This is a genomic window from Halomarina pelagica (assembly GCF_024228315.1).
Classification (GTDB): Archaea; Halobacteriota; Halobacteria; order Halobacteriales; family Haloarculaceae; genus Halomarina; species Halomarina pelagica.
In genome coordinates this window covers 593156-618704 of sequence record NZ_CP100454.1, presented here as the reverse complement: position 1 = coordinate 618704, position 25549 = coordinate 593156, and the positions used below count along the sequence as shown (strand labels likewise).

Sequence of the window (25549 nt, the reverse complement as noted above, 5' to 3'; positions counted from 1 at the left end):
TCGGTCCGTTTAGTCCGGCCGATCAGGCCGCGTCGGCCGCGTCGGCCTCGTCGCCCTCCCGCGCGCGGTGCGTGACGAGCACGGACACGTCGGCAAGCCGCAGCACGCGCTCCGTGACGCTGCCGAGCAGCGCGCGGCGGACGCCGCGTCGACCGTGCGTCCCCATCACGATGAGGTCCGCGTCGTGCTCGGTGGCGTACTCGACGATGGTTCGGTGGGGCGTCCCGCGCTCGACCGCGGTGACCACGTCGATGCCGCGGGCCTCACCTGCGGCCGCGATCTCCCGCGTCGCGCGTTCCCCCTCGCGCTCTAGCTGTTCGAGCAGGCGGCCCGGGTCGAAGTCGTACGTGTAGACGAGTTCGACGACGTAGAGGACGTGGACCGTCGCGTCGAACGTCTCCGCCAGATCGAGCGCCTCCTCGACCGCCGTCTGCGCGCCCCTGCTCCCGTCGGTCGGGACGAGTATCGTGTCGTACATGATACCACCACTCGCGGATTGGACGGGTAGTGGCATAACACCGCGAGTCGGTCCTCACGTTCCGGGAACGATTCGATTTGAGGCGAGTCGAGGCGAGTCGATCCGCACAGCCGCCGTCGGGTCGCCGATTACCAGTAGGGGTTCCGGAGCAGTCGGGCCGCCCGCGCACCGAGCGCGCTCGTCAGGACGACGGCGACCGCGACGAGGACGAGGACGGTCGCGGCCGCGGCGGCGTACTCGCTCGCGAGGAGGTCCCGGAGCGACAGGAGCGCGCCGAGCGCCGAACCGACGACGACGAGGACCGCGAGCGCACCGATCGGACGTGACCAGTTCATACCGATCGGTTCGGATCCGCGGGCATAAAGCCATCCGGTCCCCCCTCCTAGGCATGACCACGGTCGCCGTCCTCTGTGATCCGCCGCGTCCGGGCCTCGTGCTGCCGTCGCTCGTCGAGACGTCGCCGCTGACCGCCGAGGAGGTCGCGGACCTCTACGCCGCGATGCTCCGGGACGTCGCCCGGGCGGTGGAGTCGAGCGGCGGGGAGTTGCTCGTCAACTACCGGCCCGACGACGCGCTCCCGGAGGAGTTCGCGAGCGAGGCAGACGCCGACGCGGAGGCGGAACTTCGCGCCGTCGTCCGCGGCGCGCTGAAGCGTCCCGACGAGGCGCGCTTCGAGGTGCAGGTCGGGGAGACGTTCGCGGGGCGGGCGGGGAACACGGCGACGCACCTGCTCGACCGCGAGGGCGTGGTCACCGTCGCCGTCGTCGAGCCGAGCGCCGCCTTCCTCACCCGGTCGCACGTCGACAACGCGGCGATGAAGCTCCGCCGGAGCGAGGTCGTCCTCGGCCCGTCGAGTCGCGGTCGCGTCTACTACGCCGGGTTCGGCGGAACCGTCGACTACGCCGACGCGTACGCGCCGCCGGCGATCGAGACGCTCACCGACCGCGCGCTCGACGCCGGCCACGAGGTGGACTACCTCCCGATGCTCCCGGTGATCGAGACCGGCGAGGATCTCGCCGACGCGCTGACGCTCCTGCGCGCCCGCCGGCGCGCGGGACGGATCGTCCCCGAGCGGACCGCCGCGACGCTCGACGATCTCGGGTTGCGCGTCGTCGCCGAGGACGGTCTCCGACTGACGAGATAACCGACAAGTCTTAAGACCGGGCCGTCGAACCGTTCACCGAGGTGGGGTGGCGGAGTGGACTAACGCGCCTGTCTTGAAAACAGGTGGCCTATGGCCTCATGGGTTCGAATCCCATCCCCACCGTCCTACGGAACGTCGGCCGCGTCTATTTTACGTGGGGGACACTAACGAACGCTGGTGTGTGTCACCGTCCGACACGTCGGGGTGACCGCGCGGAGCCTCCAATGACGAACGTACTCGTATACCTCTCGAACCGGCCGGAGTTCCTCTACCGGCAGGACTGCACCGTGCTCGAAACGTACTCCTTCGGCGACGGGGTCGAAGCGGCGGCGTACGTCGACGTTCCGGACGACGCCGACCTGCTCGACGACGAGCGAGTCGTCGGCGTCGAGGAGCCGATGACGGTCGAACCGCTCTACGAACCGGCGTTCGTGAGCGAGGATCCCGACGACGTGGCGACCATCGAGGACGTGCGCCGGTTGCACCGCGTTCCGGTCGGCGAGGGGACCGGCGCGGGCGTCACCGTGGTCGTGATGGACACCGGAATCGACCCGAGCCATCCGGTCTTCGACGACGTGTCGATCAGCCGGGTCGACGTGACCGGCGACGGGTCGGGCGACGCGGTCGGCCACGGGACGGCCGTCGCGGGGCAGGTGACCCGTCTCGCGCCCGAGGCCGACCTCGTCTCGCTTCGCATCTTCGGCGAGGAGGGCCAGACGGCGACGAACGTCGTCCTCCGGGCCTACGAGTGGCTCCACGCGAACGTCGACCGCTACGACGTGGTGAACATGTCCTGGGGCGGCCGGAAGCGCTCGCCGAACCTGGATCGCGTTCACGACGCGCTCGTCGAGAAGGGGGTGCGCGACGTGGTCGCCGCGGGCAACTCGGGGGCGCGGTCGGGGAGTCCCGCGACCGCCGACCGCGCGTTCAGCGTGGGGGCCTGCACCGTCGAGGGCCGGATGGCCGAGTTCTCCTCGTACAACCCGGAGGGCGACAACCCGGACGTCACGGCCATCGGGAAGGACAACCGCCTCGCGCAGGCGACGGGGACGACGCTCGGGACCGACCTCCCCGGTCGGTGGGTGAAGGCCTCGGGCACGTCGTTCGCCGCGCCGGAGGTGGCGGGGATGGTGGCGAAGCTCCTCTCGCTGCGAGAGACGCCGCCCGTCACCGTGATGCGCGCCTTCGAGGCGAGCGCGCGCGACGTCCCGGACCAGCCGCGCGACGGGGCCGGACTCGCGGACTACCGGGGCGCGCTCGAAGCGGTCCGATCGGGGGAACTGGGCGACCGGGAGGGGGCCGACGGACTCGGCGACCGGGCGGTCGTGGCGCGCCTCGGCGAGCGGACGATGGCCGTCCTCGACGGCGAGGAGATCCCGGAGGGCGAGTACGCCGTCGAGTACGGCGAGGGCGACGGCGAGTGGGCAGTACGGTTCCGGCGTGCGGACGACGGCAGGGACGGCGGGGCGTAGTCAGTCGCCCGCGCCGGTGGCCTCGCCGCCGATCACGGGCCGGTTCACGTCGCGGTCGGTCGCCTCGCCCTCGATGTCGTAGGGGTACTCGCCGGTGACGCAGCCGAGACAGAGGTCGGCGCGCGAGCGGGAGAGCGCCTCCGCGACGGCGTCGATCGAGAGGTACGCGAGGCTGTCGGCGTCGATGCGCTCGCGGATCTCCTCGACGGTCCGCTCGGAGGCGATGAGTTCCTCCCGGGTGGCCATGTTGATGCCCATGTAGCAGGGCGCGACGATGGGCGGCGCGCCGATGCGCATGTGGACCTCCTCCGCGCCCGCCTCGTAGAGGAGTTGGACCAGCTGATCGGAGGTGGTCCCGCGGACGATGCTGTCGTCGACGAGCGTCACCGTCCGCCCCTCGACGGTCGAGCGGATGGGGTTCAGCTTGAGCTTGACGGCGCGCTCGCGGGCGTCCTGCGTCGGCATGATGAACGTCCGGCCGACGTAGCGGTTCTTCATCAGCCCCTCCGCGAACTCGATGCCCGCTCCGTCCCCGTCGGCGTCGTCCGCGTCGCCTCGCGCCTCGCTCGCGGCCTCCGCGTATCCCGAGGCGAACGCCCGCCCGGAGTCCGGGACGGGCATCACCACGTCGGTCTCGATGCCGGACTCCTCCCAGAGCAGGCGGCCGAGTTCGCGGCGCACCTCGTAGACGAGTTTCCCGTCGATGACGGAGTCCGGCCGGGCGAAGTAGACGTGCTCGAAGAAGCAGTGGGCCGTGCGCTCGCGCTCGACGAGCCGGTAGGTCTCGTAGCCCGAGCCGTCCGGTTCGAGGACGACGAGTTCGCCGGGGCGCACGTCGCGGATCAGTTCCCCGTCGAGCACGTCGATGGCGGCCGACTCGGAGGCCAGCACGTAGCCGTCCTCCAGCCTCCCGAGGCAGAGCGGGCGGTTCCCCTCCGGGTCGCGCAGGCCGACGACGGTGTCGTCGTGCATGATGGTCAGCGCGTACGAGCCGTGGACGCGGTCCATGGTGCGCCGGACGGCCCGGATGAGGTCGCCGTCGAGCAGGTTCCGCGCGAGGTCGTGGGCGATCACCTCCGTGTCGCCGTCGCTCGTGAACGCGTGGCCCAGCCCCTCGAGGTCGTCGCGGACCTCCTCGGCGTTGACGAGGTTGCCGTTGTGCGAGAGGCCGAGCGACCCGCTCTTGAACGAGACGGAGAACGGCTGGGCGCAGGAGCTGTCGACGCTCCCCGCCGTCGGGTAGCGCACGTGGCCGATGCCCACCCGCCCGCGGAGGCCGTCGAGGTCGCCCTCCGAGAAGGCGTCGCCGACGAGGCCCATCCCGACGTGGTCGTACTGCTGAAAGCCGTCGTGGGTGACGATCCCCGCCGACTCCTGGCCGCGGTGCTGGAGCGCGTAGAGCGCGTAGTAGAGCGGTCGGGCGGCGTCGCGGTCGGCGAGGGAGACGCCGACGACGCCGCACTTCTCCGTCGGCCCCTCCGTCCACCCTGCGGTCATGAGCGTTGGTCGGACGGCGGAGGATAAAAACTCCACCGTCTTGGTGTTCGGACGGGTCCCTCGAGCAGAAAATATACACAACTGTGCATTAACAGGGGATGGCGATCGCGCGTCGTCCGGGGCGACGGTCCCGTCTCCCCCGAGTCGGCGTTCGCGGGGCGTGACGTGTCCATCGGCGTCGGGGCGGACGGGGCGGACTCGGCGAACACGTGCCGGTGCGACCGCTACGCGAGGGACCTCGAGTCGTAGAACGGATCGATTACTCGCCGGCCTTCGACTGCCAGGCGTACTCGCGGCGCTTGGCGGACTTGCCGAAGCCGCACGACGAGCAGACCTTCTTCTTCACGTGGTAGGACTTCTTCCCACAGCGACGGCACTTCACGTGCGTCGTCTTGTTCTTCTTCCCTTGGGAGGGGGTTCCTGCGCCAGTCATGGAGTGATCGAGACGACGTTATCGCCGCGTATAATGGTTATGTCTTCCTCCTCCTCGATCACGAGGTTCATGTGCTGGTCGTAGCCCGCGAGTTCGCCGCTGAAGACCTCGCCGCCCTTCAGGTGGACGGTGACGTCGCTTCCGAGGGACTCTTCGAGCACGTCGAGGGGTCGTCCGGTCATGCCCTGAACCGCACGCGCGGGGCTATTAATACCACCGGCACGCGGCGGCGGGCCGATCGAGCGACTTAAACGGCCTACGAGCGACGGAGCAAGGTACTTTCGACCGCTCGGCGGCTGTTAGCACGCCCCGTCCGGGTCGGACGGGTGACTCACCATGGTCGAGGCACGCACACGAGCGGGTCCGCTCGACGGGCTCCGAATCGTCGACTGTTCAGGGATGATAAGCGGCGGGTTCGCGACGACGCAGCTCGCGGACTTCGGCGCGGACGTGGTGTTCGTCGAACACCCCGAGTACCGCGACCCGCTGCGCGAGTGGCCCCCGTTCGAGGACGGCGTCTCGCTCTGGTGGAAGTCCATCGGTCGCAACAAGCGCTGCGTCACGCTCGATCTGAGCAGCGAGGAGGGCCGCGAACTCCTGCTCGACCTGATCGCCGACGCCGACGTCTTCTTCGAGAACTTCCGGCCGGGCACCATCGAGAAGTGGGACCTCGCCCCCGGGACGCTCCACGAGCGCAACCCCGGGCTGGTGATCGTCCGGCTGTCGGGCTACGGTCAGACCGGCCCCCGCGCCGAGAAACCGGGGTTTGGGACGGTCGCGGAGGGAATCTCCGGGTTCGCCCACGCCAACGGGTTCCCCGACCGCGAGCCGCTGCTCCCGCCGATCTCGCTGGCCGACCTCACGGCGGCCACCTTCGCCGTCCAGGCGACGATGTTCGCGCTGTTCGAGCGGGAGGTCGGCCGCGGCGGCAGCGGCGAGGGGCAGGTGGTGGACGTGAGCCTCTACGAGCCGCTCTTCCGGCTGTTCGTCGGCGACGTCGAGGCCTACGACAGGCAGGGCCTCGTCGCAGAGCGGACGGGGAACCGCCACCCGAACACCGCCCCGCGCAACGTCTACGAGACGGAGGACGGCCACATGACGCTCTCCGCGTCGAACCAGCGGATCTTCGAGCGCGTCGCCGAGGCCATCGACCGCCCGGACATCGTCGAGGACGAGCGCTTCGCCACCAACGACCGGCGCGTCGAGAACGTCGAGGCGCTCGACGCGATCATCGAGTCGTGGACGCGCGAGCGCACCACGGCGGAGGCCATAGAGCGCATGGAGGCCGCCGACGCCATCGTCGGCCCCGTCTACGACATCGCCGACGTCTTCGAGGACGAGCAGTACGCCGCCCGCGAGGACATCGTCGAGGTCGACGACCCGGACGTCGGCCCCCTGAGGACCGCCGCGACGATCCCGAAGTTCTCGCGGACGCCGGGCGCGGTGGCGCACCTCGGGGCGGGCCACGGCGAGCACAACGAGGCGGTCTTCCTGGAGGAACTGGGCCTCGACGAGGCGACCTACGCGGACCTCAGAGAGCGGGGGATCGTCTGATGTACCTCGCCGACGTCACCCTCCGCGAGGGCGACCAGATGCCGGGTCGGGACTACGGCGAGGGGGCGAAGGTACGGGCCGGCCGCGCGCTCGACCGCCTGGGCGTGGACGCGATCCAGGCCGGCTTCCCGGTCACCGGCGAGAAGGACGTGCGGGTGATCGAACGTCTCGCCGCCGAGTGCGAGGCGGACGTCGTCGCCCTGGCGCGGGCCGTGCCGGGCGACGTGGACGCCGCACTCGACGCCGAGGCCGACGTGATCGAGGTGTTCGGTCCCGTCTCCGACCTCCAGCTCGAGTACGCCCTCGGGACCTCCCGCGAGTCGATGCTGGAGAAGTTCGACGCCGCGCTCGACCGGGTGCGCGACGGCGGCGCGACCCCGCACCTCACGCTCGTCGACGCCTTCCGCACGGAGCGCGAGCACCTGCTCGACGCGTTCGACCGCTACGCCGACGTGCCGATGATCACCCTCGCGGACACGGTCGGCGCGCGGACGCCCGCCTCGCTCCGGGGCGACCTCGACGCGCTCGCCGAGCGCGTGGACCTCTCGCGCGCGGGCGTCCACCTCCACGACGACCTCGGCTGCGCGACGGCGAACGCGCTCGCGGCCCACGAGGCCGGCGTCGGCAAGGCCGACGTGTCGGTCGCCTCGCTGGGCGAGCGCGCGGGCAACCCCGCGCTGGAGGAGGTCGTCGTCGCGGGCGTCGTCGAGTACGGGAAGTCCTTCGGCGTCGCCGCCGCGGAACTCGTCCCCGCCTGTCGCGAGGTGCTGGACGCGCTCGGCGAGTCGGTCCCGCCTCGGAAGGCGATCCTCGGCTCCGAGGTGACCGAGCACGAGTCCGGCATCCACACCGCCGCGATGCTGCGCGAGCCGCGCGCGTTCGAGCCGTTCGACCCCGGCGACTTCGGCGGCGAGCGCCGTCTCGTCTTCGGCGGCGGGACGGGGCGGTCGGGCGCGCGCCAGCTACTCGAGCGGGCCGGCGCGCCGACGGACGACGGGACGGTCGCCGCCTACCTCGACCGACTCGCCGCCGAGGGACCGCTCGACACCCGGGAGGCGCTCGAGTTGGCGCGACGCGAGTTCGCCTGAGCGCGGTGCGTCGATATCGACACGTCGCGTGCCGAGGTCGGGGAGGCACGGACGACAGTACGCTTATACTGACGGACTTCCCTATCCCTCTCAACGAGGGGGACGGCAGTGTATCAGGCCGAACTACACCTACAGCAGGAGAAGGAGTGCGTCCTCACCGACCTCGCGCGCGAGGTGGACGCGCCGCTCGACATCGAGATCGAGGAGCTGCACGACCACAACGTCACGTTCGTCCTGCACGCGGGCGAGCGCGCCGACTCGTGGTACGACCGCCTCGCGGCGGCCGACGCCGTCCACCACCTCGACCGACTCGACGACGAGGCGCTGCTGGTCACCAAGCACTCCTGTGGCGCGTACGCCGCCGTCTCGAAGAACCACGGCGTCCTCCGTCGGGTGAACCGCATCGGTCCGCGCCAGCGCGTCTACCACGTCCTCGTCTTCAACCGCGAGGACCTGAAGGCGATCATCGAGGAGTTCCGCTCGATCGGGCTGGTCACGCTCGGCCAGCTGACGGAGTTCGGCGGCGCGACCTCGTCGCTCACGACCCGCCAGCGCGAGGTGATCGAGACGGCGCTGGAGGCGGGCTACTTCCGGTGGCCCCGGGAGGTCACGAGCGAGGAACTCGCCGCCGACCTCGGCATCAGCCGACCGACGTTCCTCGAACACCTTCGGAAGGCCGAGGCGACCCTCCTCACGCAACTCCTCGACGAGAGCGACGGCCGGACGCGGTGGTAGCCCGGTAGGTGGGCAGGGGCCGCGAACGAGAGCGCCCTCGCCGCCCGACCTCAGAACTCCCCCCGGAACTCCTCGTCGGTCAGTCGCCGCGGGTGGCCGGCGTACGCCGGCAGGACCCCCTCGCGGTTGACCGCCCTCCGGTACTCCTCGTAGGCGTTGTACGTCTCCCCGTCGTGGTCGAACACCTCCGTCCCTCGCGACCCACCGAACACCGCCCAGTCGGTCTCCTTGTCGTAGTTGAACCAGAGCGCCATCCGGACGTCCCGCTTCTCGACGTAGTCGAACGCCTCGCGGATCCACTCGCCCTTCCTCGCGGGGTCGTGGCCACCGTCGACCGCGGACGAACAGCCGTACTCCGAGAGGACCGTCGGGTTGTCGGTGAACGAGGCGACGGCGTCGAGGGCGTCGTCGTAGAGTTCCGCGGGCGACTTCCACCCGCCCCAGCGCGCCCAGTTGTAGCCGTGGACCCCGCACCAGTCGGCGTAGTCGTCGCCCGGGTAGAACGCCTCGATGGGGTGGGCCGTGCGCCCGACGTGGTTCACGGCCCAGACCCACTGGACGTGGTCGTCGCCGACTCCCGTTCCCTCCACGACGTCGCGGACCCTGCGCCACATCTCGACGTAGTCGGACGGCGTCGTCTCGCCGTCCGAGGCGTCCCAGGGCACCCAGTCGCCGTTCATCTCCGGCGCGAAGTTGAGATAGAGCCTGCGGTCGGGCGCGCCGTCCGGTCGGAGCCAGCGGTCGAGCGCGTCCGCCCACCGTTCGAACGTCCGGTCGTGGCGACCCGCGGCGATGTCCCGGGCGATCGTCGGCGGCGTCGCCTCGTGCGCCCCGACGTACGGCTGCCAGACGACGTGAGGGACGCTCCCGCGCTCCCAGATCGGGGTCAACAGGCCGTCGACGACGTCCCGCCGCCGTTCGTCGGGGACACCGACGTCGACGAACGCGCCGATCGCGGCGTTGCGCCGCCCCTGCCACCGTTCGAGCGCCGACAGCGGGACGGAGGCAACCGTCTCCGGGGAGACGCCGAGGAGGACGTTCCCGTCGCGGGTTTCGAACCGGTGGGCGTCGGGCGCGTCCTCCCCGGAGTTCTCCGACGGCGTGTCGGACGGCGGCGTCGACGAAGCCGCGCCCGAACCGTCGCTCCGTGCATCCGTTGTACGATCGTTCATCGCGGCGTAGAGCCGAGTGCCGCCCAGCACGGTGCCGAGCGCGCCGCCGCCGAGTCCGAGGAGTGTCCGTCTGTTCACGCGGAGACGGTACCACGCTCTGCGGGATTGTTATGTCCGTGATACCCCCGCCGCGAACGACGGAACGGCCGAAAACGGGCCGTTACGCGGAAATAACGGCGCGTTAGATCGCTGCACGACCGGCGTTCGCGGAAATATGTGCGATTATCGAGCAGTCAGTATTCGAATAACAAAGGCGGGTGGTACCGACGCGTTCGAACGTGGAATGATGCGTGAATCTCTGGAGCTAGCGAGCCGCGAGGCGGGTGCGAATGGCGGGTAGCGGAGAAACGGGGGGGACGCTCTCGGCGGTTACGACCGCAGTTCCCGGTGGACGCCTCTCCGGAGTCCTGACGGGCGTCGCGCTCGGCGTCGGGTCGTTGGTCGTCGGCGGGTACCTCCTCCCGTCGTGGCTCTTGCTGGGTTGTGGCGTCGTCGTCGCCGCGGTCGGGTCCGTGTTGCTCGCCTCGCGGCGTTGGGTCGCCGCGTTCGACCGCCTGTTCGGCCGACGGTGTACGACGCCGGTCTGGCTCTTGCTCTCGGTCGGCGTCGTCTCGGCGCTCTCGTTGGCCCTCTACCGTATCGGACAACTGGCCTACGACACGGCCGTCTGGACGGGGGTGCTCGGCGTCTCGATCTCGATTCTGGTGACCACGGCGCTCTCGAGTCGGCGCGGATCGGTCGGTCGGTCGCGCTACCGGCTCCCCGCCTGGACGCTGGTCGTCGGCCTCGGCGCGACCGGCTGCGTGGCGTGGGGGTTCGTTCGGACGGGGTCACCGACGGGGGCCGTGTTCTTCGCGGCGTTCGCGGTGTTCTTCCTCTACGTCTGGTTCGTCGTTCCGCTGGCGATCTACCAGCGGAACGGGACGGACGAGGCCCCGCCCCCCGTCGAACCGTACCCGACGGTGAGCGTCATCGTTCCCGCGTACAACGAGGAGGGGTACGTCGGGCGCTGTATCGACCACGTCCTCGCCTCCGACTACCCCGAGGAGCGCCGCGAGGTGCTCGTCGTCGACGACGGGAGCACCGACGGGACGTACGAGGAGGCCGTGCGCCGCGCCGGTCCCGGCGTGACCGTCCACAGCAAGCCGAACGGCGGGAAACACGAGGCGCTGAACGACGGGCTCGAACGGACGACCGGCGACGTCGTCGTCATCGTCGACGCCGACAGTTTCGTCGAACCGGACGCGTTGTCGAACGTCGTCGGGACGTTCCAGGCCGCCCCCGAGACAGGGGGGCTCGCGAGCGACGTGAGGGTGCGCAATCGACGCGACGGCGTCACCCGCCTCCAGACGCTGGAGTACGTCCTCGGTATCAACACGTTCCGGCGGGCCTTCGACGTCTTCGGCGCGGTTCCGGTGGTCCCCGGCTGTCTCGGCGCGTTCCGCCGCGAGGCCCTCGCGGACGCCGGGGGGTACGACGGCGACACGCTCACCGAGGACTTCGACGTCACGGTCAAGGTGTTGAAGGCGGGGTGGGACGTCAGACAGACCCCAGGGACGGTATGGACCGAAGCACCCTACTCATGGAGGGATCTCTACCGCCAGCGACTCCGCTGGAACCGCGGAAACGTCGAGGTCCTCCTCAAACACCGCGACGTGTTCTTCGGCGACGGGACGCGCTACCTCCACCGACTCGTCTTCCCGTTCTACCTCCTCACGCTGCTGCTGGTCCCGTTCGTGAGCGTCGCGGTGCTCGCGGCGGTCGGCGTCAGCCTCGCCAGCGGCCACGCCGCCGCGGTCGCGGGGATGCTGGCGTACTTCCTGTTCCTCGGCTGCCTGCTGTCGGTGCTCGCGCTCCGTCTGACGGGAGAGAGCGTCAGGCTCGTACCGTACTTCGTCCCGCTGGTCACCGTGTACCCGCTGTTCCAGGCGGGCGTCATCGCGATGAGCGTCCTCGACGTCCTCCGGAACGCGGACCGCCGGTGGGCGAGCGTCAGCCGCTGGGCGCAGGAGGCGACGGCGGATCGCGCGTCCCCCGACGGCGACGCTTCGGGGGGCGGATCGCGGCACTGATCGGCAGTCGATCTACCGACCGTCACGACGAGCGCGCTGACGGCCCGGCCGCCCCCTCGCGCTCGTACACCTCCCACCCCCCGTCGGTGCGGCGGAGCGTCCCGTTCTCGACGCGCTCGCCGAGTTCGCCGAGCGTCATGAACCGGACGTCGCCCGAGTCCTTCACGTACCGGATGAACGCGCGGAGCCGCTCGCGGCGCTCGGGCGTGGTGAAGTCCTGGTAGTGGAGCATCTGGACGTACACCCCGTCCTCGACCGCGCGGTCGAATCGCCGTTCGAGGGTCGCGGCGTCGTGGAACTCGTTCGCCGTCCAGTCGGCGACGAACCCGCCGTCGTTCGGGACGTGGAGCAGACCGCCGCGCTCGAACGCGTCCGTCTCGCCGTAGTACTCCGCGGCGAACCAGCCGCCGCCGGAGACGACGGCGTAGTTCGCCGCCGCCAGCGCCTCGACGGTCCCCTCGTCGTAGGTGTCCATCGGCGGGACGAACGTCGTCGGTCGCTCGCCGACGCAGTCGGTCAGCGTCTCGGTCCCGCGCGCGACGAGGTCGCGCTGCCGGGCCGGGTCGAGCCCCCCGAACTCGCTGCCGCCGTGGAACCCCGTCCGGCGTTCGTGCGTGTACCCGTGGAGCGCGACCTCGAAGAGTTCCGGGTGTGCGCGCTCGTTCTCGCGGAGGTACGAACAGAGCGGGCTCCGGGTGATCGGCTCCCCGTCGGCCGTCGTCGGAATCACACCCAGCGTGACGGGAACGTCCTCCTCGACGAAGATCTCGTCGACGGCGCGCATCGTCTCCCGTCGGTAGTACGGCTGTATGTCGTCGTTCCGGAACACGACGACGGCGTCGTACTCGTTCCAGGTCGCCGCCGCGTGGCCGGTCGAGCCGTCCCGTTCGACCGGCGCGCCGTCGTCGCCACCCTCCGCCCCGAACAGTCCCGCCGCCTCCGGCGTCCGCCCGCCGATAGCGAATCCGGCCAGCGTGGCGACCAGGAGTCCCGCGACGAGCGTCCACGCGAACGCCCGTCGGGGCGACCACCCGCCCCAGCTCGGGCGTATGTCGTCGTCCACACTCGTCGGTTCAACTTCGTTTTCGGTCACGGATGACGGATGAAACCCCAGCACGATTGTTATTCTGTGATTAGAGACGTTCAACGAGGGAATATATTGTTTCATTCAAATCAGAAATATTTAAAATATCGGTGGTCGTGGCGGGACGGTTTCTGACGGGCGGCCGACGGCTACGATCTACTTCCGGGAGGTGTGGCGACTCGTCGTATAAAGTTCCTGCCAGATAGTCCCGGATCGAGAATACGGCCACCGAGTGCAGTCATTCGTTCGACACTTCCGCGCCGTTCGATGACCCGGCGTCGTGACGGATGCCCCGCCGTACGCGATCCGGCGGTCGGTGCCGCCGTCGGTTTATAAACAGCCAACCTGCGAAGGGTGAACCCTTAGCGCGAGGCGAACGGAGGTCCATCCGAGAGTGAGATAATGACTTACAATCTCGGTGTCGACGTAGGCGGCACCTTCACCGACGTGCTCGTCTTCGACGAGGACACGCGGGCGCTCACCATCGACAAGGTGCTCTCGACGCCCGAGAACCCCTCGAGGGGGGTTCTCAGCGGCGTCGAGGCGGCGATGGGGAAGGCGGACGCCCGCATGGACGAACTCGGCCTCCTCTTCCACGGGACGACCGTCGTCACGAACATGCTGCTCGAGGAGACCGGCGCGCGCGTCGGCCTGCTCACGACGCGGGGCCACGAACAGATCCTCCACCTCGCGCGCGCCTGGACGCCCGGTCCGCTCTACGGCTGGATGGCGATGGAGAAGCCGGAACCGCTCGCCGACCTCGTCGACACGCGCGGCATAGACGCCCGGGTGAGCGCGCCCGACGGCGAGGTCGCGAAACCGGTCGACCCCGACGAGGTGTGTGCGGCCGCGGCCGACCTCGTCGATTCCGGCGTCGAGGCGCTCACCGTCGCCCTGCTCAACTCCTATCTCGACCCCGCACAGGAGCGCGAGGTGCGGGACGTGATCGAGGCCGAGCACCCCGACCTCCCCGTCTCGATCTCCTCGGAGATCGTCACGGAGTACGGCGAGTACGAGCGCACCCTCACGACGGTGATCAACGACTACGCCCGCCCGCAGGTGATCCGCTACCTCGACGACCTCGACGCGGAACTCAGGGAGTCCGGATCTTCCGCCGCGCTGAACGTGGTCCGCTCCGACGGCGGGATCATGTCCACCGACGCGGCCAAGCGCCGCCCCGTGGAACTCGCGCTCTCCGGGCCGAGCGGTGGCGTCGTCGGGGCCGCGACGATCGCGGAGCGCAAGGGCGTCCCGAACGTCCTCACCCTCGACATGGGCGGCACCTCCACCGACGTGAGCCTCGTCGAGGACGGTCAGCCCTCGACGACGCGCCAGACCAAGGTCGGCTACCGCGAGTTCAAGTCGCGGGCCGTCGACGTCAACACGGTCGGGGCGGGCGGCGGCTCGATCGCCCGCGTCCAGATCAACGGCTCGCTCGTCGTCGGCCCCGACAGCGCCGGGGCGGACCCCGGCCCGGCCTGCTACGGGCGTGGCGGCACCGATCCGACCGTCACGGACGCGAACGTCGTCCTCGGGCGCATCCCGCCGTCGGTGAAACTGGGCGGCGACCTCGAACTCGACCGCGAGGCGGCCCGGACTGCTATCGAGGGCGTCGCCGAGGAGCGCGGCTCGACCGTCGAGGAGGCCGCGCAGGCGATCCTCGACCTCGTCAACGAGAACATGTACGGCGCGCTGCGCGTGGTGAGCGTCGAGCGCGGGTACGACCCCCGCGAGTTCGGCCTCGTCGCCTTCGGCGGCGCGGGACCGATGCACGCCAACGCGCTCGCGGACCTCATCGGTTCCTACCCGCTGATCGTCCCGCCCGCCCCGGGGGTCATGTCCGCGTTCGGCTTCCTCACGAGCGACATCCAGAACGAGTTCTCGGAGACGTACCTCAGGACCGAACGCGACGTGGACGGTCGGGACCTGCGTGACGCGCTCGAAACCCTCGAGACCGAGGCCGCCGACTGGCTCCGCTCGGAGGGCGTCGAGGAGGAGGACCACCGCTTCGACTACTTCGCCGACTGCCGGTACTTCCGCCAGGACATCCAGATGTCCATCCCCGTCGACACCGACGACCTCGTGAACGGCTCGGGGATCGAGGGGCTGAAGGCGGCGTTCGAGGCGCGCCACGAGCGGCAGTTCGACTTCTCGCTCGACGCGCCGCTCGAGATCGCCACCCTCCGGGTCATCGGCCGCGGCACGATCGAGGGGGTGGACCTCGAGGCCCGCGAGGTCGGCGGCGAGGACCCCTCGGGGGCGCGGACCGACGCCCACGAGGTGTACTTCGATGACGAGTACCACGACGCGCCGGTCTACGACCGGGGGGCGCTCGCGCCGGGGAACGTGATCGACGGCCCGGCGATCGTCGTCGAGGACGACTCGACGGTGGTGCTACAGCCGGACCACGTCGCGACGGTGGATCGCTTCGAATCGCTGGAGATCACCCGAGGTGAGGAACGATGAGTACCGAACCGGACTTCGTCGGGGAGCACGACGTCGACCAGACCACGCTCGACATCGTCGAGAGTACGCTCGCGAACACCCGCTACGAGATGGACCGCGTCGTCGAGACGACGGCCATCTCGCCGGTGATCCGCGAGCAGTCGGACCAGTTCCCGATGATGGCCGACCGGAAAGGCCGCATGATCATGGGGCAGTTCGGCAGCGCCATCGAGGACATCATCGCCAACGCGCCGTTCGGCTGGGACGACCTGAACGACGGCGACGTGATCGCCACGAACGACCCCTACATGTGCGAGGGGGCGATCTCGCACACGCCGGACGTGCTGCTCCTGCGGCCGATCTTCTACGAGGGGGACCTCGTCGGGTTCTCGAGCCAGTGGGGGAACCTGATGGACGTCGGCGGGAAGACGCCGGGGAGCATCCCGATCGACGCCTCGACGATCTTCGAGGAGGGCGTCCGCCTCCCGCCGACGAAGCTCTACAGGGAGGGCGTCTTCGACGAGGGGGTGCTGGAGACGTTCAAGCACAACACTCGCCTGCCCGCCCACGCAGAGGCGGACATCAAGGCGCTCGCGGCGGGCACCGCGACCGCCGAGGCGCGCATCCAGGAACTCTGTGCGCGCTTCGGGAGGGACACCTACCTGGAGGCCTGCGACGCCATCCTCGATCGCACGCGCGAGGGCGTCACCCGACTCATCCGCGACCTGCTCCCGGAGGGCGAGACGTTCGTCTTCGAGGACTACGCGGACGACGACGGACGGGGTCACGGCCCGATCAAGCTCCACATGGAGCTGTACCGGGAGGGCGACGAACTGTTCGTCGACTGGACCGGCACGGACGAGCAGGTGCCGGGGACGGTGAACTTCCTCCTAAACGAGAACATGTTCAAGATGTTCGTCGGGGTGTTTCTCATCATGGCGTTCGACCCGCAGTTGACGTTCAACGACGGGTTCTACGACCGGATCAACGTGGAGATCCCCGAGGGCACGGTGCTGAAGCCGGAGTTCCCGGCGGCGCTCGGTAACCGCCTCACGCTCATGGCGCGGCACTTCGACATCCTCCAGGCGGTGTTCTCCGACGCGCTCGGCGAGCAGTTCTCCGTCGCGGGGAGCTACGGCACCAGCCCGAACCTCGTCTACGCGGGGACCGACTCGGATGGCAACGACTTCCAGCTGCTCGAGATCCTCTACGGGGGCATCCCGGCCCGCCCCGGCGGGGACGGCCTCGACGGCCACTCCTGGTGGCCGCTGTTCAAGACCGTCCCCGTCGAGTACCAGGAGGCGTACTACCCCCTCACCGTCGAGGAGTACAGCGCCCGCGCGGACACCGGCGGGGCCGGCGAGTTCCGCGGGGGCCACGGCGTCAGGAAGGTGTACACCTTCGAGGAGGACGGCGCGATCACGTTCCAGGACGACCGCGCGGTCACCTACCCCTACGGCGTCGACGGGGGGAGCCACGCCCAGCCGTCGCGAAAGCGCCTGCTCCGCACCGACGGGACCGAGGAGGAACTCCCCTCCAAGGTGGAGAACGTCGCCGTGCGGGCGGGCGACAGGCTCGTCTTCGAGACGGCGGGCGGCGGCGGCCTCGGCGACCCGCTCGGGCGCGATCCCGACCTCGTCGCCCGGGAGGTCGAACGCGGGCTGATCAGCGCGGACGCCGCCCGCGAGGAGTACGGCGTCGTGGTGGAGGACGGCCGCCCGGTCGCCGACGAGACCGAGTCCCTCCGCGCCCGCCTGCGCGGCGAGCGCGAGGAACTCCCGCAGTTCGACTTCGGTCCGCTTCCCGACGAGGAGACGCTGGCCGAACAGATCGCGGAGGAGCGACGGGCGTTCGACGCCCGCCGCGAGTGAGACGATGGAGGACGCACCGGACGCAGAGACCCGGGCCGTCTACGACCGCCGGGCGTTCGGCCGCGACGTGGGCTTCGGCGACCGCCCCGCGCTCGTCGTCGTCGACCTCATCGAGGCGTTCACGGACCCCGAGACGAACCTCGGATCGAACGTCGACTCGGTGGTCGAGTCGACCCGTCGCCTCCTCGCGGCGTTCCGCGAGCGCGACCTGCCGCGATACTTCACGACGGTCGCCTACGAGGAGTCCTACGGCGACGCGGGGGTGTTCGTCGAGAAGGTCCCCGCGCTGCGCGAACTCCGACTCGGCACCGACGCGGTCCGCGTGGACGAGCGCATCGCGCCGCGGGAGGGCGAGCGCGTGATCCTGAAGAAGTACGCGAGCGCCTTCTTCGGCACCGACCTCTCGACGGAGCTGACGACCGACGGGGTCGACACGCTGGTCGTCGCGGGCGTCACGACCAGCGGCTGCGTCCGGGCGACCGCCGTCGACAGCCTCCAGCACGGCTACCGGACGATCGTTCCGCGCGACGCGGTCGGCGACCGGGCGGAGGGACCACACCGCGCGAACCTGTTCGACATCGCCGCGAAGTACGGCGACGTGGTGACGACCGACGAGGTGCTGGCGGAACTGGAGACACTCGGTCGAGAGTGAGAGCGGGAGCGAGAGGGGAGAACCGGTCAGAGCCGGACGTCGGCGCGTTCCCCGCCACCGTCGGCGAGCCGTCCCTCTAGCGCGAAGAAGCCGAGGTTGACGGCGGTGGCGACGAGCACGAGCACGAGGATGATCGCGAGCATGCGATCGACCTGCAGTCCGACGATGTACTCGACGAGTTCGTAGCCCAGCCCCGCGCGCGCGGCGAACATCTCGCCGAGGATCACCCCGAGGAAGGTGAGGTTGAACCCCAGCCGGAGACCGATGACCAGGCCGGGGAGGATCGAGGGGACGATCACCTCGCGGAACGTCTGCCAGCGCGAGAGGCCGAGCGAACGCGCGACCTTCAGGTGCTCGTCGCGGACGGTCGCCATCGCGCTCAGCGTGAGGATGGCGATCGGAAAGACGCCGTGGAACCAGCCGAAGGCGATCTTCGAGTCCATGCCGAGCTGAAAGACGAACAGGAAGACGGGAAACAGCGTCACCTTCGGGATGGAGTAGGTGCCGAGCAGGAGCGGCTCGAACACGTCCGCCCAGAAGTCGTCGAGCCCGAGGGCGACGCCGACCCAGACGCCCGTGACGACCGCGAGGGCGTACGCCGCGAGCAGTTCGGCCATCGTCCGGCGGAAGCCGTCGAGGAGCCAGCCGCGGCGCAACCCATCGAGGAGCGCCGCGACGGACTCGGCGGGCGTCGCCAGCGCGAACCCGCTCGTCGTCATCGCCAGCACCTGCCAGAGCAGCAGGAGGGCGATCGGGACCGCGAGCCGCCCGACGGTCACGCCGTCGAGCGGAAGTCGCCGGGGATCGAACCCGACGCTCATCGCCGAACCCTCCGGTAGAGGCGGCGCTCGACGGCGGTCAGCGTCGCGTTCACGGCCAGCGCGAGCAGGACGACCAGCAGCATCGCGGCGTACATCCCCCGAACGTCGAAGTTGTTGTAGTCGTAGGAGATGAGCCACCCGAGTCCGCTCTCGGCGAGGATAAACTCGCTCGCGATCGTCCCGATCAGCGCGTAGATGAACCCGAGCTTCAGCCCGGTGAACACGTACGGCACCGACGCCGGCAGGTAGACGTATCTGAGCAGTTGCCAGTCGGTGAGGTTCATGTCGCGGCCCGCCTGCACGTACACCTCCGGGATCTCGGCCAGTCCAGAGGCCGTGTTCGTCACCATGATGACGACGCTGAACCCCCAGGCGATGGTGAGAATCGGGAGGATGCCGAGTCCCATCACGGAGATGAGCAGGGGATAGAACGCGAAGAACGGGACCGCGTAATAGATCAGCAGGTAGGGATCGAGCACCCGCTTGAGGCGATCGACGCGCCAGAGGACCACGCCGGCCGGGAGGCCGGTGACGGCCGCGAGCGCGAACGCGCCGAACACCGCCGAGAACGTCTGGACGATGTGCGGGGTCAACTCGCCCGAGACGAGCAGTCGAACGAGTTCGCCGACCATCTCCGAGAGGGGGATGAGCGTCGTCGGGCCGATCAGCCCGAGGCGAGGCGCGAACTCGACGGTCGCGAGGAGCGAGCCGACGAGGAGCGTCTGCGCCACCCTGACGCGCTGACCGCGCGTCAGTCCCCCGACGACAGGGAGGCGCGTGGATACGGTGCTCATCTACTCACCCCTCGACGCGAGCCGTCTGTTCCATCCCGCGTCGGCTCTCCTCCTTCAGCTCACCCCAGAGTTTCCGGACGATCTCGTTGAACGCCTCCGTTCCCATCGCGTCGTCGTCCCGGGGCCGCGGGAGGGCGTTTTCGACGACCGTCTTGAACCGGCCGGGGCGAGCGCTCATCACCGCGATCCGGTCCGAGAGCTGGACGGCCTCGTTGATGTTGTGCGTGACGAAGAGGATGGTCGCGCCGGTCTCGCGCCAGATGCGAAGCAACTCCCCGCCGAGGATGAGGCGGGTCTGTTCGTCGAGCGCGCCGAACGGTTCGTCCATGAGGATGAGTTCCGGTCCCATCACCAGGGTCCGGGCGATGGCGACGCGCTGGTTCATTCCGCCGGAGAGTTCGCCGGGGCGGGCGTCCTCGAACCCGGACAGGCCCACGAGGTCGAGCATCTCCTCGGCGCGCGCTCGGTACTCGGACTTCGCGACGCCGTTCATCCGGAGTCCGAACTCGACGTTCTCTCGCACGGAGAGCCACGGGAACGTGCTGTGGTCCTGAAACACCATCCCGATCCGCGGGTCGGGACCGGCGATCGGATCGCCCTGGAGTCGGACCTCGCCGTCGGTCGGTTCGACGAGGCCGCCGATGATCTCGAACAGCGTGCTCTTGCCGCAACCGGTCGGCCCGATGATCGAGACGAACTCCCCCTCGGCGACCGTGAGATCGATGCCGTCGAGCGCGGTGATGGTGCTCGTCCGTTCGTCTCCCAGTCCGTAGGTCTTCGTCACGGCGTCGACTTCGAGCGTCATCCTTCGGCCTTCGAGAGGTCGACGCGTTTCTCCTCGGGCAGGAACTCCTGGGTTGCGATCTTCGTCCACTCGACTTCCCGGTCGATGAGGCCGATGTTCCGCATGCCCTCCTCGATGCGCTGTAACCCCTCGACGCTGAACTCGTTGGTCGTGTAGTAGTTCTCCGGCTCGACGTTCTCGAACGACTTCCGCATCACCGATACGTCGTAGCCGTCGTTGTAGGAGGCGAAGATCTCGGCCGCCTCCTTCGGGTTCTCCCTGATGAACTCGACGCCGCGCGCTCGCGCCCTGAGGAACCCCCGGATCGCGTCGGGACGTTCCTCCATGATGTCCGGTCCCGCGATGACGCAGGTCTGCTGGAACGTCGAGATGTAGTCCTTCGCCCAGAAGACGACCTGCCAGCTGTCCTCCTGCTGTTGCTTGGAGAAGATCGGATCGAGGTTCGCGGCCGCCGCGATCGAACCTTCGCTCACGGCCGTCAACCCCTCGCTGACACCCCCCATCGCCTTGAACTCGACCTCGTCGGGGTCGATCCCCTCGGCGTACTTCACCGCGAGCGCCGAGGTGTTCTGCGTGACCGATCCCGCGCTGGTGAACCCGACGGTCTTCCCCTTCAGGTCGGCGATCGACGTCACGTCGGACCCCTTCGGTGCGACCCAGTTGATCGTCCCCGGCGTGTTCGTCGTCCCCGCGACGATCTTCAGCGGCGCGCCGGCGTAGTACGCCTTGACCGCGGCCGGCGTCGCCACCTCGCCGAACGGGAGACCGCCGGTGACGACGTTTCTGACGGTCGTCCCCCCGCCGCTGGAGCCGACGACGCTCGTGATCTCGAGTCCCTCCTCCTCGAAGTACCCGTTCTCCATCGCCATCTGGTACGGCGGCGCGTACAGCAGGATCGGCCAGTGGGTGACCGTCACTTCCGCCGAGAACGACCCCCCGCCCCCACCGCCGCCACCGTCGCCACCGCCGTCCCCCGAGGAATCGTTACCACCCGACGGCTGTCCGTTCCCCGATCCGTCCCCCCCGCCCGTACACCCCGCGAGGAGGCCCGCGCCCGCCGCCGTCCCCGCGGCGACGAACCCGCGGCGGGTGAGCGACGCCGCAGCGGAACGCCCGACGTCGGTTTCGCGTTTGTGATTGTCTGCCATGTAACCGGTACGTCTCTGTACAGGTTCGAAAACGCTTGCACCTACCAGTGTAGGGTCGTTTTGGGGAGCACGATGCCGGTCAGAGCCCGGCCGTCAGGTCGAACCCCGCCGCGCTCGCGCCGACCGCGCCGAGCAGTTCCGCGAGCGCGTCGAGGTCGTCGGTGTCGATCACCTCGACGGGCGTGTGCATGTAGCGGTTGGGCAGCCCGACGTTCGCCGAGGGGATCCCGCCGCGCGAGACGAAGACGGCGTCGGCGTCCGTGCCGGTGGCACTCCCCGCCGCCTCCAGCTGCACGTCGATCCCCTCCGCCGCCGCGACCGAGCGGACGCCCGCCACGAGCCCCGGGTGGTTCGCGCTGCCGCGGACGACGACCGGTCCCTCGCCGAGCTTCACGGTCGACACTCTCTCCGAGGGCGTCTTCGGCGCGTCGGTCGCGTGGGTGACGTCCACCGCGACGAACGCGTCCGGCGCGAGGTCGAAGCCGACCATGCGCGCGCCGTTCGCGCCGAGTTCCTCCTGCACCGTGGCGACGGCGTGGACGGTGACCTCGGCGTCGCGCGCCGCGGCCCGGCGCAACCCCTCGGCCGCCGCCCAGATCCCGACGCGGTTGTCCATCCCGCGCGCCGCGAGGCGCGTCCCCTGCAACGCCTCGACGCGCCCGACGATCGTGATCGGATCGCCCACCTCGACGAGTTCCTCCGCTTCCTCCCGCGAGCCGACGCCGATGTCGACGTAGCTCTCGCGGATCTCGGGGACCGCGTCGTCGTCGCGGTCGCGCAGGTGGATCGCCGTCCCCCCCACGACGCCCGGGATCGGCTCGTCGGCGTGAACGACGACGTGCTGGCCGCGCACGACGGTCCTGTCGGCCCCGCCGACGCGCGTCAGCGCGAGGAAGCCGTCGTCGTCGATGTCCCGTATCATCAGACCGATCTCGTCGGCGTGGCCGCCGAAGGCGATCGATCGGTCGCTCTCGCTACCGCCCTCGCAGGTGGCGACGGCGTTCCCGTAGGCGTCGACGCTCACGTCGTCGGCGAACTCGGAGACGTAGTCCACCCACGCGCGGAGCGCGGGCGACTCGAACCCCGCGGGGCTGTGCGTCGAGAGGAGGTCGTCGAGGAACTCGCGCTGCGGTCCGTCCATGCGCGTTACCGTCTACTGCCGGACGCATCAACGTCTCGATGGTCGGGGGCGGCGACGACGCCCGATCCCCACCGCCTGCCAAACGCTAAATCCCCGCGTCCCGATTGTGAACCCATGCCCGACATCACCGTGTTCAAGGTCGACCTGAGCGGTTCGAGGTTCAACGCCCCCTTCTCGCGGCAGTACGAGGGCGGCGAGCGGGAGGAGCGCGAGGGCGAGAGCGGCGGCGGACGCGGAAAGCTCCTCGCGGTCGTCGGCCTCGTCGTCGCGCTCCTGACGGCCGTCGGCGGGCTCCTCGCCGTCAGGAAGCTTCGCGGGCGGGGCGGAGAGGATGACGAGGGGGAGGCCGACGACGAGGCCGGCGGCGAACCGGCCGAGTTCGACCCCGACACGTTCGAGACGGAGGCGGACCGGTCGAATCGCAAGCGCGCCGTGGCGGCCGTCGTCGGCCTCGCCTTCCTGATCGGGACGGCGGCGGTCGTGAAGCTCCGCGGCGGCGACGAGGAGGGCGAGGCGTACGAGGACTACCGGGTCGACGTGGAGGGACCGTCCGAGACCCCGATCGAGGAATCGGAGTAGCGGAAGGCCTTTTGCCCGTACCCGCCTCTCCCCGGTATGAATTTCTATCGCGCGGTCCGGGCGGTGACGGACGCATCCGGTGAGGGGCCCGTCGACTGGGTCGCGGTCGGCGACGCCGCGAAGGCGGTCACCGCGCCGGGGACGCTCGATCTCACGCCCGCCGACGAGCGGGCGTACGCCGCGGACGTCCGGGCGGCGCGCGATCAAATCAGGTCGGTCGCGGGCGTCGACTTCGACCTCCCGGAGACGGTCGAGATCCAGAACCGCCACCACTGGATCGACGCGAACGTCGTCACCTTCGAGCGCATCCTCGACCTGCTCGAACCCGAGGTGGGGCTCATGCCCGGGATCGCGCGGTCGCTCAACACGGGATCGATGGCCTTCGCCGTCGGCTTCCTCGCGAACAACGTCCTCGGGCAGTACGACCCGCGGCTGCTCTCCCCGGGGGCGGCGAACGACCACTCGCTGTACTTCGTCCACCCGAACATCCGGCGCGTCTCCCGCCAGCTCGACGCCGACGAGGACCGCTTCCGCCGGTGGATCGCCTTCCACGAGGTCTCCCACGCCGCCGAGTTCGGGGCCGCGCCGTGGCTCACCGACCACCTTGAGGACCTCATCGAGACGACGCTCCGGGACCTCTCGGCCGCGCGCTTCAACCGCGACGACTTCCTCGCCATCGACACCACGATGACCGCCGTGGAGGGGTACGCCGAACTCCTGATGGACCGGACCTTCGACGAGGAGTACGAGGACCTCCGGCGGAAGCTCGACGCCCGCCGTCGCGGCGGGGGGCCGATCGCCCAGCTGATCCGCCGACTGCTCGGCCTGGGGCGCAAGCGCCGCCAGTACGAGCGCGGCAAGGACTTCTTCGAGGCCGTCGTCGACGCCCGCGATCTCCGAACCGCGAACCTCGTCTGGGAGCGCCCCGAGAACCTCCCGACCGACGACGAACTGCGTAACCCGACGCGGTGGCTCACCCGCGTCGCCTGACGCCGCGTCACAGCTCTCGGCCATCGTTACCGCTTGTCGACGGATCCCTCCACCGGGGTTCTCGCGTCGACCGTCGCGCGTATCCCGGCACTCGGGGCGGAACCGGCAGCGGATCGTCGCGCGACGACCGTTCTACTCGCGGACTCGGACCCGCATCCGTACGTCGTCGGCGGGTCGGAGCGTCGCGCCGGGCGACAGTTCGGGATCGGGGTCGGACAGCAATTCGAATTCGACGCGCCGGAGCAGCGTCGGGAGAACGAGCTTCAACTCCATCGTGGCGAACCGCATCCCGATGCAGTGGCGGGGTCCGCCGCCGAACGGGAAGTACGCGTAGTCCGGCAGTTCCGCCTCGACGCCCCCGGTCCACCGATTCGGGCGGAACGCCGCCGGGTCGTCGTAGAACCGTGGGTCCCGGTGCAGTCGGATCTGGGGGAGCGTGACGTTCGTTCCCTCGGGGATCAGGTACCCCCCGATCTCGATGTCCTCGACGGCGGTGCGGAAGACGGCGAACGCCGGCGGGTACAGCCGCAGTGACTCCGTGAGGACGCGATCCGTGAGGTTCAGATCGGGGACGTCGGTCGGCGAGGGATCGTCGTCGCCGAGGACCTCGTCCCACTCCTCGTGGAGGCGTTCGAGGACGTCGGGGTGACGCGTCAACAGGAGGGTCGTGTACGCGAGCGTGAGCGAGGTGGTCTCGTGGCCCGCGAACAGGAACGTTAGCAGTTGATCCCGCAGTTCCCCCTCGGAGTGGCGGTAGCCGTCCGGCTCCTCCGCGGCGAGCAGCAGCGAGAGCAGGTCGTCGCGCTCCTCGAGGTCGCCGACGCGCCGGCGTTCCTCGATCAGTTCGTCGACGATGTCCTCGAACGCGGCCATGGCGCGGTCGTAGCGGCGCTGGCTCGGCGTCGGCACCCACGACGGGAGGAAGAAGTTAGAGAGCGTCCGCGGATCCCCCCGCTCGTTGATCGCCCGGGCGACCGACGTGATCGCCTCGCCCCGGCCGTCGACGTCGAGATCGAACAGCGTCCGGGCGAGGACGTCCACCGTGAGGTCGGAGAACTGCCGGTTGACCGCGAGTTCCTCCCCGTCCCCCCACCGTGCGGCGTGGTCGGCGGCCACGTCGACCATCGTCCCCCCGTAGCGTTCGATCCGGTCGAGCGTGAACGCGTTCTGAAGCACGGTCCGCTGGGCGCGCCACTGCTCGCCCTCGGTGAACAGCACACCGTCGGGAGCGAACTCGTTGCCGCCGAACTCCTCGAACCGGAACTTCCGGACCGAGTCCGAGTCGGTCACCAGCAACCGCTCGACGTACGCCGGATGTAACACCATCGTGAACGGTAGCCCGCCGACCTCGTACCGGACGACGTCGCCGTAGGACGCCATCCGATCGAAGAACCCGACCGGATCCCTGGCGAGTTGCAGGGTGTTGCCCAGCAGCGGCCAGCCGTCCGGTCCCGGCGGTAGCTCCGCCTCCTCCGTCGAGTCGTCCGTGGCGGACGCCTCCTCGGTCGTAGCGGTCATGACACTCGGGGGTACGTACCGAGTCGAGAAACGAATTCAGTCGGCGTGGCTAGCGC

The 25549-nt window shown here is 69.7% G+C and carries 24 protein-coding genes and 1 tRNA gene; 12 read left to right on the top strand and 13 right to left on the bottom strand.

Going from position 1 to position 25549, the window contains the following annotated elements; genetic code table 11:
- Positions 1-22 precede the first annotated feature (22 nt).
- Positions 23-478 (bottom strand): universal stress protein, encoded by a 456-nt coding sequence (locus tag NKI68_RS03200; RefSeq protein WP_254545246.1) that lies wholly within the window; start codon positions 476-478, stop codon positions 23-25.
- A 128-nt stretch (positions 479-606) separates the two neighbouring features.
- Positions 607-813 (bottom strand): hypothetical protein, encoded by a 207-nt coding sequence (locus tag NKI68_RS03195; RefSeq protein ID WP_254545245.1) that lies wholly within the window; start codon positions 811-813, stop codon positions 607-609.
- A 53-nt stretch (positions 814-866) separates the two neighbouring features.
- On the opposite strand from NKI68_RS03195, the gene NKI68_RS03190 reads away from it, so the two are divergent.
- The 3 genes from NKI68_RS03190 (at position 867) to NKI68_RS03180 (ending at position 3094) form a co-directional block, all read left to right on the top strand.
- Positions 867-1622 carry a hypothetical protein gene (locus NKI68_RS03190; protein WP_254545244.1) on the top strand — a complete coding sequence of 252 codons (756 nt, stop codon included), beginning with the start codon at positions 867-869 and terminating at the stop codon, positions 1620-1622.
- 40 nt (positions 1623-1662) lie between these two features.
- Positions 1663-1745 (top strand) — tRNA-Ser (locus NKI68_RS03185).
- Positions 1746-1846: 101 nt separating this feature from the next.
- Entirely contained in the window at positions 1847-3094 is a 1248-nt protein-coding gene (locus NKI68_RS03180; RefSeq protein ID WP_254545243.1) for a S8 family peptidase, read from the top strand.
- Here NKI68_RS03180 and purF read toward each other — a convergent pair whose 3' ends face one another.
- The 3 genes from purF to NKI68_RS03165 all read right to left on the bottom strand — a co-directional run bounded on the left by purF (position 3095) and on the right by NKI68_RS03165 (position 5206).
- Complete coding sequence (purF, locus tag NKI68_RS03175) at positions 3095-4591, bottom strand: amidophosphoribosyltransferase (protein ID WP_254545242.1); 1497 nt, start codon at positions 4589-4591, stop codon at positions 3095-3097. It abuts the gene before it with no gap.
- Positions 4592-4850: 259 nt separating this feature from the next.
- On the bottom strand, positions 4851-5024 hold the full coding sequence (locus NKI68_RS03170) for a 50S ribosomal protein L37e (RefSeq protein ID WP_254545241.1): 174 nt from the start codon (positions 5022-5024) through the stop codon (positions 4851-4853).
- A complete protein-coding gene (locus NKI68_RS03165; protein WP_254545240.1) occupies positions 5021-5206 on the bottom strand; it encodes an LSM domain-containing protein in 186 nt (61 codons plus the stop codon). The genes NKI68_RS03170 and NKI68_RS03165 overlap by 4 nt, the downstream gene beginning before the upstream one ends.
- A 154-nt stretch (positions 5207-5360) precedes the next feature.
- Between NKI68_RS03165 and NKI68_RS03160 the strand changes: the two genes are divergently transcribed.
- The 3 genes from NKI68_RS03160 to NKI68_RS03150 all read left to right on the top strand — a co-directional run bounded on the left by NKI68_RS03160 (position 5361) and on the right by NKI68_RS03150 (position 8401).
- A complete protein-coding gene (locus NKI68_RS03160) occupies positions 5361-6578 on the top strand; it encodes a CaiB/BaiF CoA transferase family protein (protein WP_254545239.1) in 1218 nt (405 codons plus the stop codon).
- A complete protein-coding gene (locus tag NKI68_RS03155) occupies positions 6578-7666 on the top strand; it encodes a LeuA family protein (protein WP_254545238.1) in 1089 nt (362 codons plus the stop codon). The genes NKI68_RS03160 and NKI68_RS03155 overlap by 1 nt, the downstream gene beginning before the upstream one ends.
- A gap of 108 nt (positions 7667-7774) precedes the next feature.
- Positions 7775-8401, top strand: coding sequence for a helix-turn-helix domain-containing protein (locus tag NKI68_RS03150; protein WP_254545237.1), 627 nt, complete (start codon positions 7775-7777; stop codon positions 8399-8401).
- A 50-nt stretch (positions 8402-8451) separates the two neighbouring features.
- On the opposite strand, the gene NKI68_RS03145 is transcribed toward NKI68_RS03150, so the two are convergent.
- A complete protein-coding gene (locus NKI68_RS03145; protein ID WP_254545236.1) occupies positions 8452-9651 on the bottom strand; it encodes a glycoside hydrolase family 26 protein in 1200 nt (399 codons plus the stop codon).
- Between the two features lie 251 nt (positions 9652-9902).
- Here NKI68_RS03145 and NKI68_RS03140 point away from each other — a divergent pair, with 251 nt between their 5' ends.
- Entirely contained in the window at positions 9903-11645 is a 1743-nt protein-coding gene (locus tag NKI68_RS03140) for a glycosyltransferase family 2 protein (RefSeq protein WP_254545235.1), read from the top strand.
- Positions 11646-11667: 22 nt separating this feature from the next.
- On the opposite strand, the gene NKI68_RS03135 is transcribed toward NKI68_RS03140, so the two are convergent.
- Complete coding sequence (locus NKI68_RS03135; protein WP_254545234.1) at positions 11668-12708, bottom strand: DUF2334 domain-containing protein; 1041 nt, start codon at positions 12706-12708, stop codon at positions 11668-11670.
- Between the two features lie 423 nt (positions 12709-13131).
- On the opposite strand from NKI68_RS03135, the gene NKI68_RS03130 reads away from it, so the two are divergent.
- The 3 genes from NKI68_RS03130 to NKI68_RS03120 are packed head-to-tail and all read left to right on the top strand — an operon-like array spanning position 13132 to position 17697.
- On the top strand, positions 13132-15195 hold the full coding sequence (locus NKI68_RS03130) for a hydantoinase/oxoprolinase family protein (protein WP_254545233.1): 2064 nt from the start codon (positions 13132-13134) through the stop codon (positions 15193-15195).
- The gene (locus NKI68_RS03125) at positions 15192-17045 is read left to right on the top strand and encodes a hydantoinase B/oxoprolinase family protein (protein WP_254545232.1); all 1854 of its coding nucleotides are present in this window, start codon (positions 15192-15194) and stop codon (positions 17043-17045) included. The genes NKI68_RS03130 and NKI68_RS03125 overlap by 4 nt, the downstream gene beginning before the upstream one ends.
- Before the next feature lie 4 nt (positions 17046-17049).
- Positions 17050-17697, top strand: coding sequence for an isochorismatase family protein (locus NKI68_RS03120; RefSeq protein WP_254545231.1), 648 nt, complete (start codon positions 17050-17052; stop codon positions 17695-17697).
- A gap of 26 nt (positions 17698-17723) precedes the next feature.
- Here the strand turns inward: NKI68_RS03120 and NKI68_RS03115 are convergent, their stop codons facing one another.
- From NKI68_RS03115 to NKI68_RS03095, 5 genes are all read right to left on the bottom strand, one after another.
- Positions 17724-18518: an ABC transporter permease gene (locus tag NKI68_RS03115; RefSeq protein WP_254545230.1), complete on the bottom strand. Its 795-nt coding sequence runs from the start codon at positions 18516-18518 to the stop codon at positions 17724-17726.
- Positions 18515-19312 (bottom strand): ABC transporter permease, encoded by a 798-nt coding sequence (locus NKI68_RS03110; protein WP_254545229.1) that lies wholly within the window; start codon positions 19310-19312, stop codon positions 18515-18517. The genes NKI68_RS03115 and NKI68_RS03110 overlap by 4 nt, the downstream gene beginning before the upstream one ends.
- A 4-nt stretch (positions 19313-19316) precedes the next feature.
- On the bottom strand, positions 19317-20117 hold the full coding sequence (locus NKI68_RS03105; RefSeq protein WP_254545228.1) for an ABC transporter ATP-binding protein: 801 nt from the start codon (positions 20115-20117) through the stop codon (positions 19317-19319).
- Positions 20114-21265 (bottom strand): ABC transporter substrate-binding protein, encoded by a 1152-nt coding sequence (locus NKI68_RS03100; RefSeq protein ID WP_254545227.1) that lies wholly within the window; start codon positions 21263-21265, stop codon positions 20114-20116. Before NKI68_RS03100 ends, NKI68_RS03105 begins: the two co-directional genes overlap by 4 nt.
- Positions 21266-21344: 79 nt before the next feature.
- Positions 21345-22406 carry a M20/M25/M40 family metallo-hydrolase gene (locus NKI68_RS03095; RefSeq protein ID WP_254545226.1) on the bottom strand — a complete coding sequence of 354 codons (1062 nt, stop codon included), beginning with the start codon at positions 22404-22406 and terminating at the stop codon, positions 21345-21347.
- A 114-nt stretch (positions 22407-22520) separates the two neighbouring features.
- On the opposite strand from NKI68_RS03095, the gene NKI68_RS03090 reads away from it, so the two are divergent.
- Both NKI68_RS03090 and NKI68_RS03085 read left to right on the top strand, forming a co-directional pair.
- Positions 22521-22985 (top strand): hypothetical protein, encoded by a 465-nt coding sequence (locus NKI68_RS03090; RefSeq protein WP_254545225.1) that lies wholly within the window; start codon positions 22521-22523, stop codon positions 22983-22985.
- Positions 22986-23021: 36 nt separating this feature from the next.
- Positions 23022-23975 carry a zinc-dependent metalloprotease gene (locus tag NKI68_RS03085; protein WP_254545224.1) on the top strand — a complete coding sequence of 318 codons (954 nt, stop codon included), beginning with the start codon at positions 23022-23024 and terminating at the stop codon, positions 23973-23975.
- A gap of 132 nt (positions 23976-24107) precedes the next feature.
- Here the strand turns inward: NKI68_RS03085 and NKI68_RS03080 are convergent, their stop codons facing one another.
- A complete protein-coding gene (locus tag NKI68_RS03080) occupies positions 24108-25493 on the bottom strand; it encodes a cytochrome P450 (RefSeq protein WP_254545223.1) in 1386 nt (461 codons plus the stop codon).
- Between the last annotated feature and the right edge of the window lie 56 nt (positions 25494-25549).

Bases quoted from the DNA above. Each gene is read 5' to 3' on its own strand.
- NKI68_RS03200 (WP_254545246.1), bottom strand. From the start codon at position 478: ATGTACGACACGATACTCGTCCCGACCGACGGGAGCAGGGGCGCGCAG.
- NKI68_RS03195 (WP_254545245.1), bottom strand. From the start codon at position 813: ATGAACTGGTCACGTCCGATCGGTGCGCTCGCGGTCCTCGTCGTCGTC.
- NKI68_RS03190 (WP_254545244.1), top strand. From the start codon at position 867: ATGACCACGGTCGCCGTCCTCTGTGATCCGCCGCGTCCGGGCCTCGTG.
- NKI68_RS03180 (WP_254545243.1), top strand. From the start codon at position 1,847: ATGACGAACGTACTCGTATACCTCTCGAACCGGCCGGAGTTCCTCTAC.
- purF (WP_254545242.1), bottom strand. From the start codon at position 4,591: ATGACCGCAGGGTGGACGGAGGGGCCGACGGAGAAGTGCGGCGTCGTC.
- NKI68_RS03170 (WP_254545241.1), bottom strand. From the start codon at position 5,024: ATGACTGGCGCAGGAACCCCCTCCCAAGGGAAGAAGAACAAGACGACG.
- NKI68_RS03165 (WP_254545240.1), bottom strand. From the start codon at position 5,206: ATGACCGGACGACCCCTCGACGTGCTCGAAGAGTCCCTCGGAAGCGAC.
- NKI68_RS03160 (WP_254545239.1), top strand. From the start codon at position 5,361: ATGGTCGAGGCACGCACACGAGCGGGTCCGCTCGACGGGCTCCGAATC.
- NKI68_RS03155 (WP_254545238.1), top strand. From the start codon at position 6,578: ATGTACCTCGCCGACGTCACCCTCCGCGAGGGCGACCAGATGCCGGGT.
- NKI68_RS03140 (WP_254545235.1), top strand. From the start codon at position 9,903: ATGGCGGGTAGCGGAGAAACGGGGGGGACGCTCTCGGCGGTTACGACC.
- NKI68_RS03130 (WP_254545233.1), top strand. From the start codon at position 13,132: ATGACTTACAATCTCGGTGTCGACGTAGGCGGCACCTTCACCGACGTG.
- NKI68_RS03125 (WP_254545232.1), top strand. From the start codon at position 15,192: ATGAGTACCGAACCGGACTTCGTCGGGGAGCACGACGTCGACCAGACC.
- NKI68_RS03120 (WP_254545231.1), top strand. From the start codon at position 17,050: ATGGAGGACGCACCGGACGCAGAGACCCGGGCCGTCTACGACCGCCGG.
- NKI68_RS03115 (WP_254545230.1), bottom strand. From the start codon at position 18,518: ATGAGCGTCGGGTTCGATCCCCGGCGACTTCCGCTCGACGGCGTGACC.
- NKI68_RS03110 (WP_254545229.1), bottom strand. From the start codon at position 19,312: ATGAGCACCGTATCCACGCGCCTCCCTGTCGTCGGGGGACTGACGCGC.
- NKI68_RS03105 (WP_254545228.1), bottom strand. From the start codon at position 20,117: ATGACGCTCGAAGTCGACGCCGTGACGAAGACCTACGGACTGGGAGAC.
- NKI68_RS03100 (WP_254545227.1), bottom strand. From the start codon at position 21,265: ATGGCAGACAATCACAAACGCGAAACCGACGTCGGGCGTTCCGCTGCG.
- NKI68_RS03095 (WP_254545226.1), bottom strand. From the start codon at position 22,406: ATGGACGGACCGCAGCGCGAGTTCCTCGACGACCTCCTCTCGACGCAC.
- NKI68_RS03090 (WP_254545225.1), top strand. From the start codon at position 22,521: ATGCCCGACATCACCGTGTTCAAGGTCGACCTGAGCGGTTCGAGGTTC.
- NKI68_RS03085 (WP_254545224.1), top strand. From the start codon at position 23,022: ATGAATTTCTATCGCGCGGTCCGGGCGGTGACGGACGCATCCGGTGAG.
- NKI68_RS03080 (WP_254545223.1), bottom strand. From the start codon at position 25,493: ATGACCGCTACGACCGAGGAGGCGTCCGCCACGGACGACTCGACGGAG.